This window comes from Neorhizobium vignae (genome assembly GCF_000732195.1).
GTDB classification, from domain to species: Bacteria; Pseudomonadota; Alphaproteobacteria; order Rhizobiales; family Rhizobiaceae; genus Neorhizobium; species Neorhizobium vignae.
Genome location: NZ_JNNU01000013.1, coordinates 16,060 through 34,227, shown reverse-complemented (window position 1 = coordinate 34,227; position 18,168 = coordinate 16,060). Strand labels below are relative to the sequence as shown.

General features: G+C 60.2%; 15 protein-coding genes. 5 read left to right on the top strand and 10 right to left on the bottom strand.

The window, feature by feature from the left end; translation table 11 throughout:
* The first annotated feature begins 355 nt into the window (after nt 1-355).
* A complete protein-coding gene (locus GQ59_RS21435; protein ID WP_037084835.1) occupies nt 356-847 on the top strand; it encodes a (2Fe-2S)-binding protein in 492 nt (163 codons plus the stop codon).
* 18 nt (nt 848-865) lie between these two features.
* The gene (locus GQ59_RS21430; RefSeq protein WP_037084833.1) at nt 866-1,681 is read left to right on the top strand and encodes an FAD binding domain-containing protein; all 816 of its coding nucleotides are present in this window, start codon (nt 866-868) and stop codon (nt 1,679-1,681) included.
* 88 nt (nt 1,682-1,769) lie between these two features.
* Here the strand turns inward: GQ59_RS21430 and GQ59_RS21425 are convergent, their stop codons facing one another.
* Nucleotides 1,770-2,270: a MarR family winged helix-turn-helix transcriptional regulator gene (locus GQ59_RS21425; RefSeq protein ID WP_051904115.1), complete on the bottom strand. Its 501-nt coding sequence runs from the start codon at nt 2,268-2,270 to the stop codon at nt 1,770-1,772.
* Between the two features lie 659 nt (nt 2,271-2,929).
* Here GQ59_RS21425 and ggt point away from each other — a divergent pair.
* Entirely contained in the window at nt 2,930-4,522 is a 1,593-nt protein-coding gene (gene ggt / locus GQ59_RS21420; RefSeq protein WP_037085101.1) for a gamma-glutamyltransferase, read from the top strand.
* A 402-nt stretch (nt 4,523-4,924) separates the two neighbouring features.
* Here the strand turns inward: ggt and GQ59_RS21415 are convergent, their stop codons facing one another.
* The 9 genes from GQ59_RS21415 to GQ59_RS21375 form a co-directional block, all read right to left on the bottom strand.
* Complete coding sequence (locus GQ59_RS21415) at nt 4,925-6,676, bottom strand: nitrilase-related carbon-nitrogen hydrolase (protein ID WP_051904114.1); 1,752 nt, start codon at nt 6,674-6,676, stop codon at nt 4,925-4,927.
* 28 nt (nt 6,677-6,704) lie between these two features.
* The gene (gene urtE / locus GQ59_RS21410) at nt 6,705-7,400 is read right to left on the bottom strand and encodes an urea ABC transporter ATP-binding subunit UrtE (RefSeq protein WP_037084830.1); all 696 of its coding nucleotides are present in this window, start codon (nt 7,398-7,400) and stop codon (nt 6,705-6,707) included.
* The gene (urtD, locus tag GQ59_RS21405) at nt 7,400-8,149 is read right to left on the bottom strand and encodes an urea ABC transporter ATP-binding protein UrtD (RefSeq protein ID WP_037084828.1); all 750 of its coding nucleotides are present in this window, start codon (nt 8,147-8,149) and stop codon (nt 7,400-7,402) included. Before urtD ends, urtE begins: the two co-directional genes overlap by 1 nt.
* Before the next feature lies 1 nt (nt 8,150).
* Nucleotides 8,151-9,290: an urea ABC transporter permease subunit UrtC gene (gene urtC / locus GQ59_RS21400; protein ID WP_037084826.1), complete on the bottom strand. Its 1,140-nt coding sequence runs from the start codon at nt 9,288-9,290 to the stop codon at nt 8,151-8,153.
* A gap of 1 nt (nt 9,291) precedes the next feature.
* Nucleotides 9,292-10,185 carry an urea ABC transporter permease subunit UrtB gene (gene urtB / locus GQ59_RS21395; RefSeq protein ID WP_037084825.1) on the bottom strand — a complete coding sequence of 298 codons (894 nt, stop codon included), beginning with the start codon at nt 10,183-10,185 and terminating at the stop codon, nt 9,292-9,294.
* Between the two features lie 150 nt (nt 10,186-10,335).
* Nucleotides 10,336-11,586, bottom strand: coding sequence for a transporter substrate-binding domain-containing protein (locus GQ59_RS21390; RefSeq protein ID WP_037084823.1), 1,251 nt, complete (start codon nt 11,584-11,586; stop codon nt 10,336-10,338).
* Between the two features lie 248 nt (nt 11,587-11,834).
* Entirely contained in the window at nt 11,835-12,443 is a 609-nt protein-coding gene (locus tag GQ59_RS21385) for an ANTAR domain-containing response regulator (protein ID WP_037084822.1), read from the bottom strand.
* Between the two features lie 12 nt (nt 12,444-12,455).
* Nucleotides 12,456-13,607: a transporter substrate-binding domain-containing protein gene (locus GQ59_RS21380; RefSeq protein ID WP_037084820.1), complete on the bottom strand. Its 1,152-nt coding sequence runs from the start codon at nt 13,605-13,607 to the stop codon at nt 12,456-12,458.
* 285 nt (nt 13,608-13,892) lie between these two features.
* Complete coding sequence (locus tag GQ59_RS21375; RefSeq protein WP_037084818.1) at nt 13,893-14,795, bottom strand: LysR family transcriptional regulator; 903 nt, start codon at nt 14,793-14,795, stop codon at nt 13,893-13,895.
* A 193-nt stretch (nt 14,796-14,988) separates the two neighbouring features.
* Between GQ59_RS21375 and GQ59_RS21370 the strand changes: the two genes are divergently transcribed.
* Both GQ59_RS21370 and GQ59_RS21365 read left to right on the top strand, forming a co-directional pair.
* Nucleotides 14,989-16,449, top strand: a complete 1,461-nt coding sequence (locus tag GQ59_RS21370; RefSeq protein ID WP_152564413.1) for an MmgE/PrpD family protein — start codon at nt 14,989-14,991, stop codon at nt 16,447-16,449.
* 80 nt (nt 16,450-16,529) lie between these two features.
* Nucleotides 16,530-18,110, top strand: a complete 1,581-nt coding sequence (locus tag GQ59_RS21365) for an ABC transporter substrate-binding protein (RefSeq protein ID WP_037084816.1) — start codon at nt 16,530-16,532, stop codon at nt 18,108-18,110.
* The last annotated feature ends 58 nt before the right edge of the window (nt 18,111-18,168 follow it).

Genomic DNA, 18,168 nt, shown 5'->3' with positions numbered 1-18,168 from the left:
GATCGGCCGATGCGTGATCGGAAACGCGGACTCGTGGCCGCTTGATTCCGTTGCGAAAAAAACTCACCGACGGGTCCTTCGAAAAGCTTGCGATGCGAGCCGTGATGGTTGATCATGCGCCCGATGCCGGAGTAGCGGAGGCTATTGCGACGGCGGCGGTTGCCGCGTCAGTCATGTCAGCTGCACCATCGGCACCTATTCCCCCTGCGGCTCCCGAAGCTGCCGGACCGTCTGTCGCGCCAGCGGCGACGGCCGCGCAGCCTTTTAGCCGTATGTCTTGTATCGCCGTCGGCACTGCCGTCGCTATAATAGTCATCGCGGCTCTCGCCGCCCGAGTTTTTAACAGGAGCGGCGCATGTCCCGCATCACCATCACCGTCAACGGCGCGCCTCAGACGCGCGAGGTCGAAGACCGGACGATGCTCGTGCAGTTCATCCGCGAACATCTCGGCCTCACCGGCACCCATGTCGGCTGCGACACCAGCCAGTGCGGCGCCTGTACGATCCATCTCGACGGCGAGGCCGTGAAGAGCTGTACCGTGCTTGCCGTCGCCGCCGACGGTTCCCAGGTAACGACGATCGAGGGACTGGCCGAAGGCGGCAAGCTGCACGACGTGCAGCAGGCTTTCCGCGAGCATCACGGCCTGCAATGCGGATATTGCACGCCAGGCATGATCATGGCCTCGGTCGACATGATCCGCCGGCATGACGGCATGCTCGACGAGCATACCGTCCGCCACGAGCTCGAAGGCAATATCTGCCGTTGCACCGGCTACCACAACATCGTCAAGGCGGTGCTGGACGCTGCGGAGAAGCACCGCGCGGCACATGCCGTCGCGGCGGAATAAGCAGGAGAGGCTCACGCCATGTATGCCACGACCTACCACAAGCCGAAGACGCTGGCCGAAGCCGTCAAACTCTACACGAATTCCGACGAGCCCTCCTACCTCTCGGGCGGTCATACGCTGATCCCGACGCTGAAGAGCCGGCTTGCCGCACCCGCGCATCTGATCGACGTGCGCAACATTCCGGAGCTTTTCGGCATCGAAGTCACCGCTGACAAGGTGATCATCGGCTCGGCGACCAAGCATGCCGTCGTCGCCGCGTCCGGGGAGATCAAGGCTGCCATTCCCGCGCTTTCAGGCCTCGCCGGATCGATCGGCGACGTCCAGGTGCGCCATATGGGCACGATTGGCGGCTCGACCGCCAATAACGACCCGGCCGCCGACTATCCAGCCGCCGTGCTGTCGCTTGATGCGACCCTTCATACGGACCGCCGCGAAATCCCTGCCGAGGACTATTTCCAGGGCCTCTACACGACCGCGTTGGAACCCGGTGAAATTCTCGTCCGCGTCGAGTTCAAGACCCCGGAAATCGCCGGTTATGCGAAATTCCGCAATCCGGCCTCGCGCTATTCGATGGCTGCTTCCTTCGTGGCCAGACATCGTGACGGCCATATCCGCGTCGCGATCACCGGCGCCGGCAACGAGGGCGTGTTCCGCTGGACCGAAGCCGAAGAACTGCTGACCGTGAATTTTTCGGCCGAAGCGCTGGAAGGCCTCACCATCGACCCGTCGCGGATGATGGGCGACATGCACGCGCCGGCCGACTACCGCGCTCATCTCGTCGCCGTCATGACACGCCGCGCGGTGCAAAACCTCGGCGGCACGCATATCCTCTGAGGATAGATGCCCTCACGAGAAAGGCCGGCGGGGCAACTCGCCGGCCAGAAGCCATCGCGGCCGATCGAGCAACCGCATTGCTGCATCTTCAACAATCCTGGGGCATGCCGAAGGTCGCAGCGATCCGGCCGAGCACGGCGATCAGAACGGCCTTGTCCTTGCCGGCGATCTCGTCAAGACGGCGGTCATAGACGACGGCGATCGCGTGCAACTGCTTTTGCATCCTGCGGCCATTTTCTGTGAGCCTGACGCTATAGCTGCGCTGGTCGTCGGGGTTCGGCCGCCGTTCTATCAGTCCGCGATGAGACAATGCCTTGAGGCTGGACGTGAGCGTCGAGCGGTCGCGGCCACAGATGCGGCTGAGCTCTGACGGCGTCATGCTATTCCGTTCGGCAAGTACCGTCAGCAGCGAATACCATCCGGGCTTCAGATCCGCCTTGCCGGCCGCCCTGGCAAACGCCTGGAAGGACGTCTCCTGCGCCACCCGCAGATGATAGCCGATCAGATTCCGGAACATGGCCGGAACAGGCATCTCGCCGTCCGCGCATGCCGTATACCCGTCCTGCTGCGTCGATGGTTCCGCTGGCATTTTGCATTCCTCCCAATCTGGAAACTAGTAGGAATGGGGGAGCGGGGCAAGATAGTTTGACATCAAATTACCTTGCTTTGACCGATTGTCCGCCAAAACCTGGCAGACAGCAAGCAAGGCAAAGGGCATACGGCTGTCAAGCGGACGATCCGCGGCTGGGTCGAGCTTTCCAAACGGAACCTGCGCCGGGTGGTGGCGCGGGCAGAGAGCAGGACCCGAACCGGGCCGCTATCGATGACGGTGGCTAAGATTTCGGGGAGGTTATCTACGTATTGACCGGTGTTTCAGGCCCGCCTCCCGCCATCGAAATGGCACGTTGGAGGCGGGCGTCAAGTTTGATGCGTGATCACCCTATCAGGGCGGTCACGAAGGCGACCGCATAAAAGCCTATGATGATCAGGCAGACGGCGGCCAGCAGGAGGGCTGGAATACTGTTCATGACATCCTTTCCATGCCAGCCCCCCTCAACGCGCGGCAAGCCCGCAATATCCCTTTGAACCGGTTTACGGTCCGCAAAGGTTAATGATTTCCTGCCTTATATTAGGTATTGCGGATTCACGGTCCGGTGGCTTGATGCCGTGCGCTTGGCATGGTCTGTTGAGGAAAATGCTATGCCGCCACAGGGCCTTGAACCCGATTTTTTCAGTGATGAGAGTGACATGAGAGATTTCGAATTACCCGGCCGTTCGCTCGCTGTCGGCCGCACCGCGATGGCCGCCACCTCCCAGCCCTTGGCGACACTTGCCGCCGTCGACATCCTGCGTAGCGGCGGAAATGCCGTGGATGCAGCGGTTGCCGCCTGCGCCGTACAATGCGTTGTCGAAGCCGGCTCGACCGGCATCGGCGGCGATTGTTTCGCACTTCTCTCTCTCGGCGGCACGGACGAGGTGCTGGCCTATAATGGGTCAGGCCGGGCACCGGCTGCCGCAACCGTCGAACACCTCCGCTCGCTGGGCGTCACCAGCCTCACCCGCACGTCGCCGCACACGATCACTGTGCCGGGGGCGGTGGACGCCTGGACGCGACTGGTTGGCGATCACGGCCGTTTGAAGATGGCCGATATTCTCGCGCCGGCCGTCAAGCTGGCGCGCGAAGGCTACGTTCTGCCGCCGCGCACGGCGCATGATCTTGCCGCCCAGGCGGGGGTCCTGAAGGACGATCCGGCTGCGAGCCGCATCTTCCTCGTCGACGGCGAAGCGCCGCCGGCAGGCACGATCCAGTACCAGAAGCAACTCGCCGACACGCTCGAAGCCATCGGCCGGGAGGGCAGGGACGCCTTCTATCGCGGCCCAATCGCGGAAGGCATGGTGAGCTATCTCAACGGTATAGGCGCGCTGCACACACTCGAAGATTTTGCCAATGCCACAGGCGAATATGTGACGCCGATCAAGACGACGTTCCGTGGCCACGAAATCCACGAATGCCCGCCCAACGGCCAGGGCATCATCGCGCTGATGATCCTCAATATCCTGTCGCATTTTCCGGGCAAGGGCGATCCGCTGGCGCCCGAGCGCCTGCATGTCGAGGTCGAGGCGACGCGCCTGGCTTACGCGGCACGAAACCGCTTCCTCGCCGATCCGGCCAAGGTCGAGGTCCCGGTCGATTACCTGCTCTCGGACGAACTTGCCAGGCAGTTGGCCGCCATGATCGACCCCGAAAAAGCGATCGAGAACCTGCCGCCCTTCGGCGAAGTGCCGCACAAGGACACGATCTATCTCTCGGTCGTCGATGGTGATCGCAATGCCATCAGCTTCATCAACTCGATCTTCTTCGTATACGGCAGCGGCCACATGGACCCGAAGAGCGGAGTGATGTTCCACAACCGGGGCTTCAGCTTCTCGCTCGATCCGGATCACCCGAACGCAATCGCGCCGGGCAAGCGGCCGATGCACACGATCATTCCCGGCATGGTGACGAAAGACGGCCGCGCCGTGATGCCTTTCGGTGTGATGGGCGGCCAGTACCAGGCCATGGGTCACGCCCATTTCCTCTCAAAAGTCTTCGATTACGGCATGGACCTGCAGAGCGCCATCGACCTGCCGCGCCTCTTCCCGCTGCCCGGGACCAACCAGGTCGAGATGGAGGCCCGGCTTCGCACCACGATCGGCCCGGAGTTCATCAAGCGCGGTTTCGAGGTGAAGGCGCCGGAATCTGCCATGGGCGGCGCCCAGGCGATCTGGATCGACTGGGAAACAGGCGTGCTGAAAGGCGGTTCCGACCCTCGCAAGGACGGCATGGCCCTCGGCATTTGAGCTGTCCGTCCAATTTGCGGTGGGACGCTGCCCAGCGTATTGATGTTGCGTAGCGGCGAAACTCGGCCTTTGGCCGGGCTCAATATGCGGAACAATGGCGCAACCAGTTTTCTGACGGCAATTTGCGCCAGCGGACATCATGCTGGTTCCCAGTCGTGCGGCTTGTTGAGCAGATCGCGATAGAAGCTGACGAGCACAAGGTGATGACTGCCAACGCGCCTGCGCTTGCAGACAGGAGAAAGGCCGAGGGTCAGTGCGGCGTCGAGAACCGCAATATCCGGTAGGAGCCCGGCGGTACGACGCCCTTTTTCTGTTATACAAGGCCTGTAAAGAGCGATCTTTCGGCGCCACCTGCCGAAAGGCTCGCCAGGCCGGTGCACCAGCCCTGCCTCGACGACCCCATCACTGATGCCACTTGACGAGCGGCTGATAGTGATGCGGCTGGCGCATGACAACAAGATCCTTTCGGCGGACGATATTCGTCGGGTAGGGCGTATCGAGATTCGTGGTGTCGACGGTTGCAGCCGCGATACCGTCCTCGTCGAGGATCACTGATTCCTGACGCGGAAAGGCAAAGGAATCCGGCCCGAACACCGCACTCTTGCCCAGGTATCCCCGTTCCGCATCCAGCACATTGGCGAAGGCGAAATAGACGTTGTTCTCGCCACCGCGCACGCGCAAAGCATGCCAGTGATAGGGGTCGGCCCCTTTCGGAATCGGATAGTTATGCGGAATCTTCGTGCCGGTGTGGCCGCCGGTAAAAGTGCCGGCGATCGCTGAGGGGCAGGCGACCAAATCGCACCCCATCAGCGAGAGCGAACGGATGGCTTCCGGATAGAGCGCGTCGTGGCCGATCGCCAGGCCGACGCGGCCGATGGCAAGATCGTAAACTTTCCATTCGTCGCCGGCCGTCGCCCAGCTATCGGCAATGCCGAGATGCGTTTTGCGATAGCTGCCTACAAGTCCCTCGGGGCCGGCGAGAACCGCGCTGTTGTAAACCTTGTCTCCGTCCGCCTCGGCAAATCCAGCAACAAGATAGAGACCGAGCTTCATGGCCAGACGCACGAAGGCGGATACGGTCGCGCCTGATAGCGGCTCTGCCCGGCTTTGCGGAGTTTCCAGTCCGGTCAGCGACAGTTCCGGAAAAACCAGAATGTCCGGTGCTGTCGTCGCTTTCGCTTCGGCTGCCAGCTTAGCGATGCGGGCAAGATTATCTTCGATGACAGAGGATGGGGCGAACTGAGCGACGGCGGCGCGCGATGCGCGTCCACGCGGGATGGGCTGATAGCCATAGAGACGGAAGTAGTCGCCCGGATTCCAGGTGAAGCTGTTGGTCATCATGTTCATGTAGAGCTCGGGCCGGCGGGACTTAAATACCGGTTCACACAAGACCTCGCGGCGGCGGGCGCGGGCAAGATCGACCGTGCCATAGGCAATCCCGTCGCCCGTATCGATCGATGCGGCCACCGTTCCGTCGGGCTCGATCAGGCAGCTTCCCCCAGAAAACTGTACGGTTCTTTCCAATCCCCAGCGGTTGCTTTCGATGACATAGCAGGCGTTTTCGAAGGCTCGGTTGATCCAGTAGGGTGCCGGCGTGCGCTCCTGCAGCCAGTTGGAGATGTGGCAAATGATGTCGGCACCGGCCAGAGCCTCCAGCCGAGCCGTCTCGAAGAAGTGCAGATCCATGCAGACCAGCATCGAGATCCGGCCGATCTCCGTTTCGAAGACCTCGTGGACGATATCGCCATTGGCGGCCCATTTCGGCTCGGCGATATAGGGATGCGACTTGCGGTGCCGACCGACGACGCCCTCAGGTCCAATCAGGACGGCGGTATTGTAATAGAGATCGCTCGCCGGATCGACTTCCGGCATGCCGACGACGATATAGCAGCGGTGTTTTCTGGCAATGGCCTGGAAAACATTGGTGGTCGGTCCGGGGATAACCTCGACGAAAGGTTTGACTTCGGCCCTGTCGAACCAGCAATAGCCAGTCGTGCCCATTTCGGGCATGACGATCAGGCGCGCACCTGCCGTTGCCGCCTCCTCGCAATAGGTTGCCAGCCGGCTGATATTGCGCGCTTTCTCGAACATCGTCGGCTCGAACTGGATGGTGGCCGCGGTGTAGCTTTGTGTCGATGTCATGGTGGTTTCCATTGTCTCTGTGAAAGGATGTCTGTCTGTTTCAGACAGCCATATGCCGGTGGACAAGCGCGTCGGAGAGCGCGTCGATCGCGCCACTCGCGACCACGCGTCCCTTCTCCAGCATCGCGAACTGGTGAGCCGCGTGCCGCGCAAAGGCGACGTTTTGTTCGACGAGGACGATCGTCATTCCGATCTCGCGGTTGAGCTGAACGATGATCTTTTCGATCTCCTCGACGATGGATGGCTGAATGCCTTCGTTCGGCTCATCGAGAAGAAGTACCTTGGGGTCGGCGGCCAGCGCGCGGGCAATGGCAAGCTGCTGTTGTTGCCCCCCTGAAAGAACGCCGCCCGGTCGATCGAGGTTGGCCATCAGGTATGGAAAAAGCTCCGGCACCAGCGCTGGGATTTCGCGTTTGCGATCGGTGCGCGCAAAAGTGCCCATCAGGATATTCTCGCGGATGGTGAAATCGGGAATGATCTCCCTCCCCTGGGGGACATAGGCTATACCGGCCCGTGCCCTCATATGCGTCGGGGAGGAGCCGATATCCTTTCCCAGCAGATGCATCTCGCCCGTCATGCGGTCGGTCAGTGCCATCAGGGTTTTCAACAGCGTCGTCTTGCCGGTGCCATTGCGACCGAGGATGCTCGTGACCTTGCCGGCCGGAATATTGAGCGTGACGCCGTGCAGGATATGACTGCGGCCGTAATAGCTGTGCACGTCTTTTAATGACAGCATCAGGATATTCCTTTCGTACCGAGATAGGCTTCACGGACTTTCGGATTCCGCTCGATATCTTCGACGCTACCCTCCGCCAGGACTTCTCCGAGATGGAGAACGGTGATGCGCTCGGCGATTTCGCGGACGAACCCCATGTCGTGTTCGACGACGAGGATCGTATGGCGACCTTTGAGATTGTTGATGATCTCCGCGGTTTTGCGGGTTTCCGCTTGGGTCATGCCAGCCGTGGGTTCGTCGAGCAGAACCACCTTGGGGTCTTGGACAATAAGCATGCCCAGCTCCAGCCACTGTGTCTGGCCGTGACTGAGATAGGCGGCCATCATGTTATGCTCGGCTTCGAGGCCTATTAGTGCCAGAACGTCGTCCACGCGCCTTGCCTCGGCGCGCGAAAAGCCGAACCGGAGATTGGCAAGCACCGAAGGGTTGCGGCAATTGGCGACCTCCAGGTTCTGACGCACCGTCAGGTCGCGAAAAACGCTGGGGACCTGGAATTTTCGGCCAATTCCGGCGCGTGCGATTCTGTGTTCAGGCCAGTTGGTGATCTCGGTGTCGTAGACGAAGACCTTGCCCTGCGTACTGTGGGTCTTACCGCTGACCAGATCCATCAAGGTTGTCTTGCCGGCTCCGTTTGCGCCGAGCAACACACGCAACTCGCCGTCGAAGACGGTGATGCTGACATTGTTGACGGCTCTGAAACCGCCGAAATCGACACTGAGACCGTCGATGGTCAATGCGATAGCACTCATATCACAATGCCCCGCTTTGTTGCTGCAAGGATGAAGACACCGAACCTGGTCTGAGCCGGCGGATAAACTGCCGCAACACATCATGTGCAAGGCCCCCAAGGCCACGCGGCATGAACAGAACGACGAGCACGAAGATGAGGCCGATGATCGCTTTCCATGCCTCGACCAGCGCTTCGGTCTCGCTGACCTCAGCCTCGATCATGTTGATCAGGATCGCGCCGATGCAGGCGCCAAGCAGGGAGGAGCGGCCGCCGACGGCAGCCCAGACGACCATCGTCACCGAGAATGACAGATCCATGAACGTCGGAGAGGCGAACTCCGCGACGATCACGTAGAGCATGCCGGCCACGCCGGCGATCCCTGCCGAAATGACAAAGAAGAACACCTGGTAGAGCGAGACGTCGAAGCCGAGATACCGCGCGCGCACCTGGTCATCGCGGATCGCTTGCAGGATCATGCCCGCACGGGTTTCCACGATAAGACGGGCACCGATGAGTGTCAGCGACAGGCATACGGCGCACAGATAATAGGTCGCCCGGCTGTAGGGGTCGAACTCGATGCCGCCGATCGTCAGCCAGCCAAGATCCGTCAGGCCGTTGAAGCCGTTTGTCACCGGTTGCGCATCAACCATAATGAGACGCACGAGCAGAACAAGCGCCAGCGTGATGATCGAGACGAACACGCCGGAAATGCGCTTGCGGAAAACCAGCATGCCGAGTGCGCCGGCAATCACGACTGGAAGCACGATACCGAGCACGAGACCCACCGACTGGCTTTGAAAGGGAAGCCAGAGGAAGGAGCCCTTGTTGATGCAGCAAAGCTGCGTCGGGGCGCCGGGCTCGGCATTCCAGAGCATGAAATCCGGAACCGGCTTGTCGGAGCCCTGTTGGAGACTGGTCGGGCTCGACAGTTTCAGCGACATGGCCAGCATGTAGGCGCCCAGGCCGAAAAACAGCCCCTGGCCGAGATTGAGAATGCCCGCATAGCCCCATGTGAGCGCGATGGCGACGCCCAGCATCCCGTAGACCAGATATTTCGAAATGCGGTTCAGCCAGAACTCGTCGCCGAAAACGGGCGCTGCGAAAATCACCGCGATGAAAAGCACATAGGCAGCGATCTGGAATTTCCGTTCGATGCTCATGTCAGCGCCCCTTGAACGAGAACAGCCCGCTGGGCTTGACGAGAATGACGAGAATGACGACGCCAAAAACGACGGCACGCGCCAAGATGTCGTTCGTGCCAATGGCCACCAGCGCATTGATTTCGCCCAGAAGCCCTGAAGACAGGATGGTGCCGAAAAGGCTGCCAACCCCGCCGGTGACGACGACCATGAAGCCGTCGACGACCATCGTCGTACCCATGTCGGGAAAAACAGTTTTGAAGCCGGACATCATGACGCCGGCGACGCCGGCAAGGCCGGAACCGAAAGCAAAAGTCATGGCGTTGATGCGTTTCACGTCAATGCCGCAGGCCGCCGCCATTTTGGGGTTCCGGATGATGGCGCGAACCTGCATGCCGGCCGCCGTTCGGTAGAGAATGAACCATGTCGCCAGTGTCAGCACGGCGGTAATGACGATGATGAAGGTGCGGTAGGCGTTGATGTCAGCACTGGCGAGCCTGAAGGTGCCCTGCAGGTAGGACGGCACTGCTACGTTCTGCAGGCCGGCCCCCAGACCTTCGACATGAATGCCTAAAAAGGACAGACCGAACTCAAGCCGCACAGCCTGCTGCAGGAGAATGGCGATCCCCCAGGTGGCGAGGAGCGTGTCCAGCAGACGGCCGTAAAGCCGCCGCACAACCACCCGCTCGATCAGCAGACCGAGCAGGGCCGTTACGATGAAGGCCAGAGGGATCGCGAGCAGAAGGCTTGCCCTCAGCCAGATGCCGGAGAGGACGGCGACATAGGCGCCGATCATGACCATCTCGCCATGGGCCATGTTGATGACGCCCATGGCGCCATAGGTGATGGCAAGACCAAGCGCCACCAAAAGAAGGATCGAGCCCAGACTGAGGCCGATAAAGAGAATGTCGAGCATGATGCCCCCATTGGTGAGAAGGGCGGGCTTAACTCTTCTGCGCCATCTCCATCCTGAAGGCAGAATGTCAGCTTGCGGAAGAAGAGGATAACCCGCCTTGCCGAGACTTAGTCCCGCCATCCATGGATAGCGGGACGACGGGGGGAGGGATCAGCCCTTGAGCTTTGCGGCGTCGAGGCCGTTGCTGGTGCAGAACAGATTGCTCTCCGTCTCGCCATAGGCGGAATAGGGCAGTGGCTTGATCGGCGCCGGATAGGCGTTCACCACCTTGCTCTGGCCGTCCGCCTGCCATTGTCCGATGCGCGGCGTCAGCCAGCAATGCAGGTTATCGGGGTCGGTGGTCACCTTCCCGCCGGGCGCTTCGTATGTCTGGCCGCGAATGCCGGCCCGGATCGCTTCGGCAGAAAGATCGCCGGCTTTCTCGACGGCCTGCTTCCACAGAAAGACCTGGAAATAGGCGGCTTCGAGAGAATGGTAGGTCACGGCTTTCGGATCGTTGACGAAGGTCCTGAAGCGGTCGATGAAGCTCTTGTTCGCCGGTGTGTCGATCGACATGAAGTAGGGGAATGAGGTGTAGCTGCCGGCGGCGTATTCGGCTCCCATCGCTGCAATCTCGATTTCGGAGGTGACCGTCGCGCAGATCGGCAGAACCTCCTGCGAGAGCCCCTGGTTCTTGAACTCGCGGTAGAAGGCGATGATCGAGTCGCCGACGACGTTGGACAGAACCACGTCTGCGCCCGACTCCTTGATCTTGCTGACCATGACGGCCCATTCCGAATGGCCAAGCTCCAGATACTCGTCCGCTACCCACGTTGCGCCGGCGGCTTCGATCAGCTTCTTGGAAACCTTTGCCATCTCGCGCGGATAGACATAGTTCGAACCGACGATGAAGAATTTCTTCTTGCCCAGTTTCTGGACGATCCAGGGGATGTAGTTGGAGAGCTGCTGGTTCGGCACGGCGCCGGAATAGACGACGTTGCGCGAGCACTCGAAGCCTTCGTAATGCGTTTGGTAGAACAGCATCGCGCCGCGCCGCTCGAAGATCGGGAGCACCGCCTTGCGGCTTGCCGATGTGTGGCAGCCGAACACGGTCGAAATCTTGTCCTTGAGGATCAGTTTCGAGGCTTTTTCGCTGAAGGTCTTCGGATCGGAAGCCCCATCTTCGACGACAACCTCGACCGGGCGACCGAGAACGCCGCCACCCGCGTTGATTTCGGCCACGGCCATCATGACGCCATTTGCCAGAAGCTTTTCGGCAACCGAAAGCCCGCCCGTCTGTGAATAGAGCGCGCCGACCTTGATGGGGTCGGCGGCGAAGGCGCGGCTGCTGAGAGCCGGCAGGGCGAGTGCGGCGGAAGCGGTGGCTGCGGTTTTGAGAAATTCACGTCTGTTGAACACCATCTTGGTTCCCCTTTTTTTGATTGGCGCACACGGCGGCACGGCCCGCAGAACGGCGAGGCTTTCATGCCGGAAATAAGTAGAGAACTGACGTCACTGTCAGCAGACAACAAAAAACCCGCCAAGCCTGTCACAGCCTGCGGGCACCCTTGCCATCACCGCATCACGGCTGTGCCGCGTGCAACAGCGGCGCATGGCTTCGTCAAACGAAGGGATGGGCCGGAGGTGTTTAATTCTAAACACGGGAAAAATTAATCATGTTTTTGGGACGGGCGCAATAGCTGTTCGGCGTTGATAATCGAATTGGCAATTTCATCAATCGGCACGCGCCGAGCCATCGCCTGCTCGCGCATTTCGCGATACGCCTCATTCTCGCTGGTGCCGCGATTGGCCATCAGAATGGCTTTGGCCCTGGCAAGTTTCTGGTCTCCCAGAACCTTGCGCTTGTATTTGCGTGCTTCCTTGACGAGCTTTTGGCGCTCCAGCCAGAGGTTGCGAGCGATGGCGAGATTGGTCAGCAGACCAAAGGGTTTGATCGGTCTTTCGACAATGGCGAGTGCGCCGCTTTCCAGAACGATCTGCAACGTCGAGGGGTTTTCGTAACCGACGATGGCAAGCATGGTCGGAGCAGGATTGGGGAAAGACTTCAGCAGGCGTTCGATTTCCGGTCGCGCCTCATCTTCCATGGCAAGGAAGACGACATCGGTGCCGTGCGGCAGTTCGGATGGCACCGGCCAGAGGCAACTGACCGTACAACCGATACGGCGCAGGTGATCGACGAGAAAATCTCCCTCGGATGTCCGGGGATGGATAACCAGAACCTTAAGATCCCGCAAATCCCTGAGAAGGGCGAAAGACATCGTCGCTCCCTCTCAAACCTGGACACGATGCGGGAAAGCCTGCGTCAAGTCCGGGCGATATTCGCGCATGAACGGGTCTGGCGCCACCCGGAGCGACGGATCGTAGACGATGTCGTAGCTGCCCTGTGCATTCACCCTTGCAACTCTTGGCCACAGATGTGTGTGGTTTGTCAGCCGGTCGATCTTCACCGCCCCCTGCGGTGCATCGTATTCGACATCGTAGAGTGCCGGCAGAAGCTGCTCAAGCCCGTCGCCACCGGCGCGCCGCAAAGCAGCCGCATAGAGATAAACCTGGAAATAGGCCGCTTCGGCCGGAGCGGTTGGCAGCATCTGCAGGCCGTATCTATGTTGATAAGCCGAGACGAAGGCGCGGGCACGGGGTGTATCCAGAGACGCGAAGAAGGGGGCTGCGGTGATATGCCCCTCGGCCACGTCCGGTCGCATGCGGGTCACGTCGGCCTCGCTTGTCGATTGGCTCGCGATCGGCATCGTCGCCGCATCGAATCCGGCCTCCTTGAACGCTGTGTAGAAGGGAATGATACCGTCACCGACGATTGTCGAATAGATGACGTCCGGCTGTGCCGTGCGAATATGCCGGATGATCTTGGCGACGTCCTCGGTCTTGAGGTTCAGGGGAACATACATCTCGTCCAGGACCTGTCCGCCCACCTGAAGAAACAGGTCGCTGATCGTACGGTTGGATTCATAAGGATAGACGTAGTTCGAACCCACAAGGAAAACCCGCTTTCCATAGTGCTTGGTCAGGAAGTCGACGAGTTGAACGGAGTTTTGATTGGGAGCGGCGCCCGTATATATGCAGTGCCGGGAGTATTCGAATCCCTCGTAGAGCGTAGGGTAGAACAGCAGTGCATCACGGGCCTCGATGACGGGCAGAACGGCTTTGCGGGTGCTCGACATATGGCAACCGAAAACGATCCGGACCCGGTCTTCGTCGCAAAGCTTGACGGCAAGCTCCTTGTAGCGATTGGGCGTCGATTGCGGATCATAGGCGATGGGTTCGATCACTCGGCCGAGCACACCGCCGGACGCATTGATTTCGTCGATCGCCAGCAAGGTGGCGGCCCTTTGTGTTTTTTCCACGGCTCCGGTTACACCCGTTTCGGAGAACAGCACGCCGACCCGCCAGCTTTCTGAATGCATCATCGCCCACCAAAAAATAAAAAAGCTCCCGCCCGTTTCCGGTCGAGAGCTACCCTGCTCATGGAATATCAGCGGCCCGTTGAAGCCTGCCAGGCCATGATGTCAGTTTCCGTGTCCGGTGACAATAGCGGAACGAAAGGCCGTCGATGGTTATCGGCGTGCATCCTCAACGAGCATCGCAGCACCTTTCATCGCGATCATCGCCGTCGGCGTATTCGATGTTGCCGGAGGCAGTCGTCGCAATTGCATGCATGGAAGTTCGAACCCGTTCCAGGCCGGGCTATAGCCTTATCCTGGTGATTTCGCGCATAGTGCTTCCAGTTCCTTGGCGAATGACATCACCACGGGCCGCAAGACGCTCCGGCGCCGGTAGGCTATGCCGATATTGCGGGTCCACGTCCGGCTGTCGAGTTTAAGGGCCACGAACTGCGCGTCGCGTCCCTGCACGAACACGCTTGTTCGGGTGAGATAGCTGAGCCATTTTGAGCCGGCGATCATCGACATCTGGAAAGTTGATGAGGTTGTTTCGCAGATCGCAAGGGGGCGGGGAAGCTGCGCGGCAGCAAACAGAGCCTCGAGCGCCAACCGGTCCGGTTCAGGCCGAGCAGGGATCACCCAACGATATTCTATCAGGTTGGCAAGGTGCACTTTGGGGAGCTTCACGAGCTCATGATCGCGGTCAGCAATGATGTCGACTGGAATTTCAAGCAAGTTGAGAAACTCGATCTCCTCGGAAATATCTTTTGGCCGGGCCATCACGGCAATATCGATGGCGCCATTGAGCAGGGAATCATAAAGCGCCGAGCTGAGTTCCTCGTTGAGTGAAACGTCGACTTCCGGCTGGGCTTTGAGAAATCGCTTGATGGCGGTCGGTACGATTTCCCGCATTGCCGTTGTGACCGCACCGATGCGTAACCGGCCTCGGCGGGCACCGCGCATGGCGTCCAATTCGTTCCGCGCCTCGTCCGTCAGGGAGAGCACGAGCTCGCCATATTCGATCAGCCGCAGACCATAGTCAGTTGGTTTGACGCCCCAGGGGCCACGATCCAGGAGACGAACGCCCAACGACGCTTCCAGTGCGCGAATGCTCTTGCTGAGCGCGGGCTGTGTCACATTCAATCTCTCGGCTGCGATCCCGAAGCTGGCATAACGCGCCACCAGAACCAGATTTCTCAACTGCCTCAGATCCACGGTCTCTCCGATCGCATGTCCAATAACTTACGGTTATCCAAGTGGCGCTTGGCAGCGCCTCTGCTCTCCCAGGCGGCTTTTCCCAGAGGGTATCGATCCGGCATTGAGAAGCTCAAAGCTCATCCATAGTCATTCCATTATAACTAAAATTCATCATGACTGACTAGTTAGTTTCTTGCCGATATCCATCCCTTTGGCCATCATCGGCCTCAATAACTGGCAAGAATGCCGGATGGGAACGACGATGAACGCGGTGATGGCGCAAAGAGCCTCTCAAATGGGCGAGGAGCGAAAACCACTTCGGATATTATCCGAGTGGGCGGCCTATGCATGCAACTTCAGCCCGCTTGCCTACCGTCGCGGTGAAGACGCGTTCTCGGATATCACTGCGTGTATGATCGCCGGAATGAATGACGTTTCGACCCGTTTCGTCGTCAACGCGATAGCCGAAGATGGCCTGGGGCAATGCTTCGCGTTCGGAGCATCCGGCAGAGTAAGCGCGCCCTGGGCGGCCCTGATCAATGGAACTGCGGCGCATGCACTTGATTTTGACGACAATTTCGCGCCCGCTTTTACTCATGCGACGGCAGTGCTCGCTCCCGCGCTTCTATCTCTGGTGAATGGCCGCAGGATCGATGGGGCCGCGCTTATCGACGCATTCATCGTCGGGCTGGAACTCCAGGGGCGCATTGGCCGTCTCATGCAGCCTGCTCACTATGAGCGCGGCTGGCATTCCACTTCGACGATCGGAGCCATCGGCACTGCCGGGGCTTGCGCCCGGCTACTGGGCGCCACCCCGGACCAGGCGCTTGCTGCAATGAGCGCGGCAACCAGCATGGCAGCCGGTTCGAAGCTGCAATTCGGTTCCATGATGAAGCCGATCCATGCCGGGCTCGCTGCGAAGAATGCCGTTCTTGCGGCTCGGTTCGCCATGGCCGGTATCAGTGCTAACGACGACCCTCTTGCCGGCGACTGGGGTTTTGCGGCGCTGACCGGGGCGGGCGACACTGGTGCCGAAGTCATGGTCGAGGGTCTCGGTAAGGCGCTGGAAATCGAGGCGAGCGGACTGCTCGCAAAGCGTTTCCCCTGCTGCGGGGCGGTACATCGTAGCGTCGATGCCCTGGAAGTCCTGCAGAGAAGGCCGGGCTTTTCGCCGGAGGCGATCGACCGGATCGAGACGTTTCTGCCCGAGATGGCAAAACGGAATCTACGCTTCGACTGTCCGGCCGATGAAATGCATGCGCGGTTCAGCGGCACCTATTGCATGGCGCGAATGCTGGTCGACGGAGCACTCGAACTCAAGCACTTCACCCCGGAAAGCGTTAGGGATGAGCGGATTGCCGCGTGGCTGCCTCGCATCCGCCTGATCGCTTACGACAATGCTCTGATGGTCGACGGCGCGAATTTCGAGGCGACCACACGGGTCTATCTGAAGGACGGCGGGGTCCTGGAGGCGACGGTCAGCCATCCGAAAGGTTCGCCGGAGAACCCACTGAACGGGGACGATCTGCTGGCGAAATTTCAGACGTGCTGCACCTGGAGCGGCCACGCGGCGGCGGCCGAACCGCTTTTCCAACTCGCAAGATCGTTGGGAGCGGCAATCGACGTCGGTGAAGTCATGACGGGGGTCGAAAGAGCCCTGCGGATCCAATAACCGGCCTATCCGGGCCAATCGCTACAATGGGAACGTCTTCGAAGAAATACAAAAACGAAGACAGAAAATGGAGTGAAATTATGAATTTCGTGAAAACCAGGCTGGCCGCCTCGGCAGCTTTTCTTCTTATGGGCACATTATCTCTTTCTGCCGCGGATCTGAAGATCGGCGTCAAATCCGAACCGTCTTCACTCGATCCTCAGTTCCATGTTCTCGTGCCGAACATGCAGGTGACCTTCGCCATGTTCGATCCGCTTGTGATGATGGACCCGAAGCTGGTGCCCAAGCCGGCGCTGGCAGAGAACTGGAAGGCGACCAGCGACACCGTCTGGGAATTCGCCTTGCGGAAGGACGCAAAGTTCTCCGACGGCTCGCCGCTGACTGCAGACGATGTGGTTTTCACGTTCGATCGCATTCCCAAGGTTCCGAACAGCCCGACGGCTTTCACGCTGTTCACCCGTCAGATCGCCAAAGTGGAGGCAGCGGATGCGCACACCGTGCGTATCACCACAAAGCAGCCCTATCCCCTGCTGGTCACTGATATTGCCAACCTGCCGGTCCTGTCGAAGGCGGCAGCGTCCGGCCCGGCTCCAGAAGGCAAGACGACCGTCGAGTTCAACCGTGGTGAAGGACTTGTCGGCACCGGCGCGTTCAAGTTCGTTTCCTGGCAGAAGGGCGCAGATCTGGTTCTGGAGCGCAATCCGAACTATTGGGGCAAGCCGGCGGCATGGGACAAGGTGATCTATCGTCCTATGACCAATCCGGCGGCCCGCGCCGCTGCGCTCCTGTCCGGCGATATCGACATGATGGAAGACCCGCCGACAACGGATCTGGAGCAGTTCAAGACGAACCCCAAGCTGTCGGTCGCGGAAGCCCCCGGTACACGTATCGTCTACATCGCCCTGGACCAGAAAGGTGAACCGAGCCCCGGCATTCCCGGTCAGGGCAACAAGAACCCGCTGATGGACAAGCGGGTCCGCGAAGCGCTTTCGCTGGCCATCGATCGCAAGGCGATCGCCGAACGGGTGATGGGCGGCGTCGCCGTCGCCACGGGAGACTTGCTGCCCGAGCCGATGTTCGGCGCGGTCAAGTCACGCCAGGCCGCTCCGGCGGTCGACACTGCCAAGGCCAAGGCCCTGCTTGCGGAAGCCGGCTATCCCAACGGCTTCCAGATCACGCTTGGCACTCCGAACGGCCGCTACGTCAACGACGCCCGCGTCGCCCAGACGATTGCCGCCATGTGGACGCGTGCCGGCGTCAAGGCCGAAGTCGCCGCCGCCGCTCCGCCGGTATTCTTCAAGAGCCGCGATAATTTCGAATACAGCGCCTATCTCGCAGCCTGGGGCAATTCCACAGGCGAGATGTCCACGACGCTGCGGTCGCTGGTCGGAACCCGCGAGCCGTCCAAGGGGTCGGGCACATCGAATGGCGGGCGTTATTCCAATCCGGAACTCGACGCGCTTCTCGACAAGGCATCCGCCACAATGGACGACAAAGCCCGGAAAGAGCTGCTGCAGAAGGCCGACGAGATGGTTCTGTCCGACTACGGCATCATTCCGGTACATTTCGAAGTGCCGGTCTGGGCGCTGCGCAAGGGCCTGACCTACGCTGCCCGCGCCGATCAGTATACCCTGCCTCAGGACGTCGCGTCCTCGAAGTAAATCAAGCCTCCGGCCTGCTTGGCGATGCGCAGCGGGCCGGAACTCGCGAAAGAAGGAC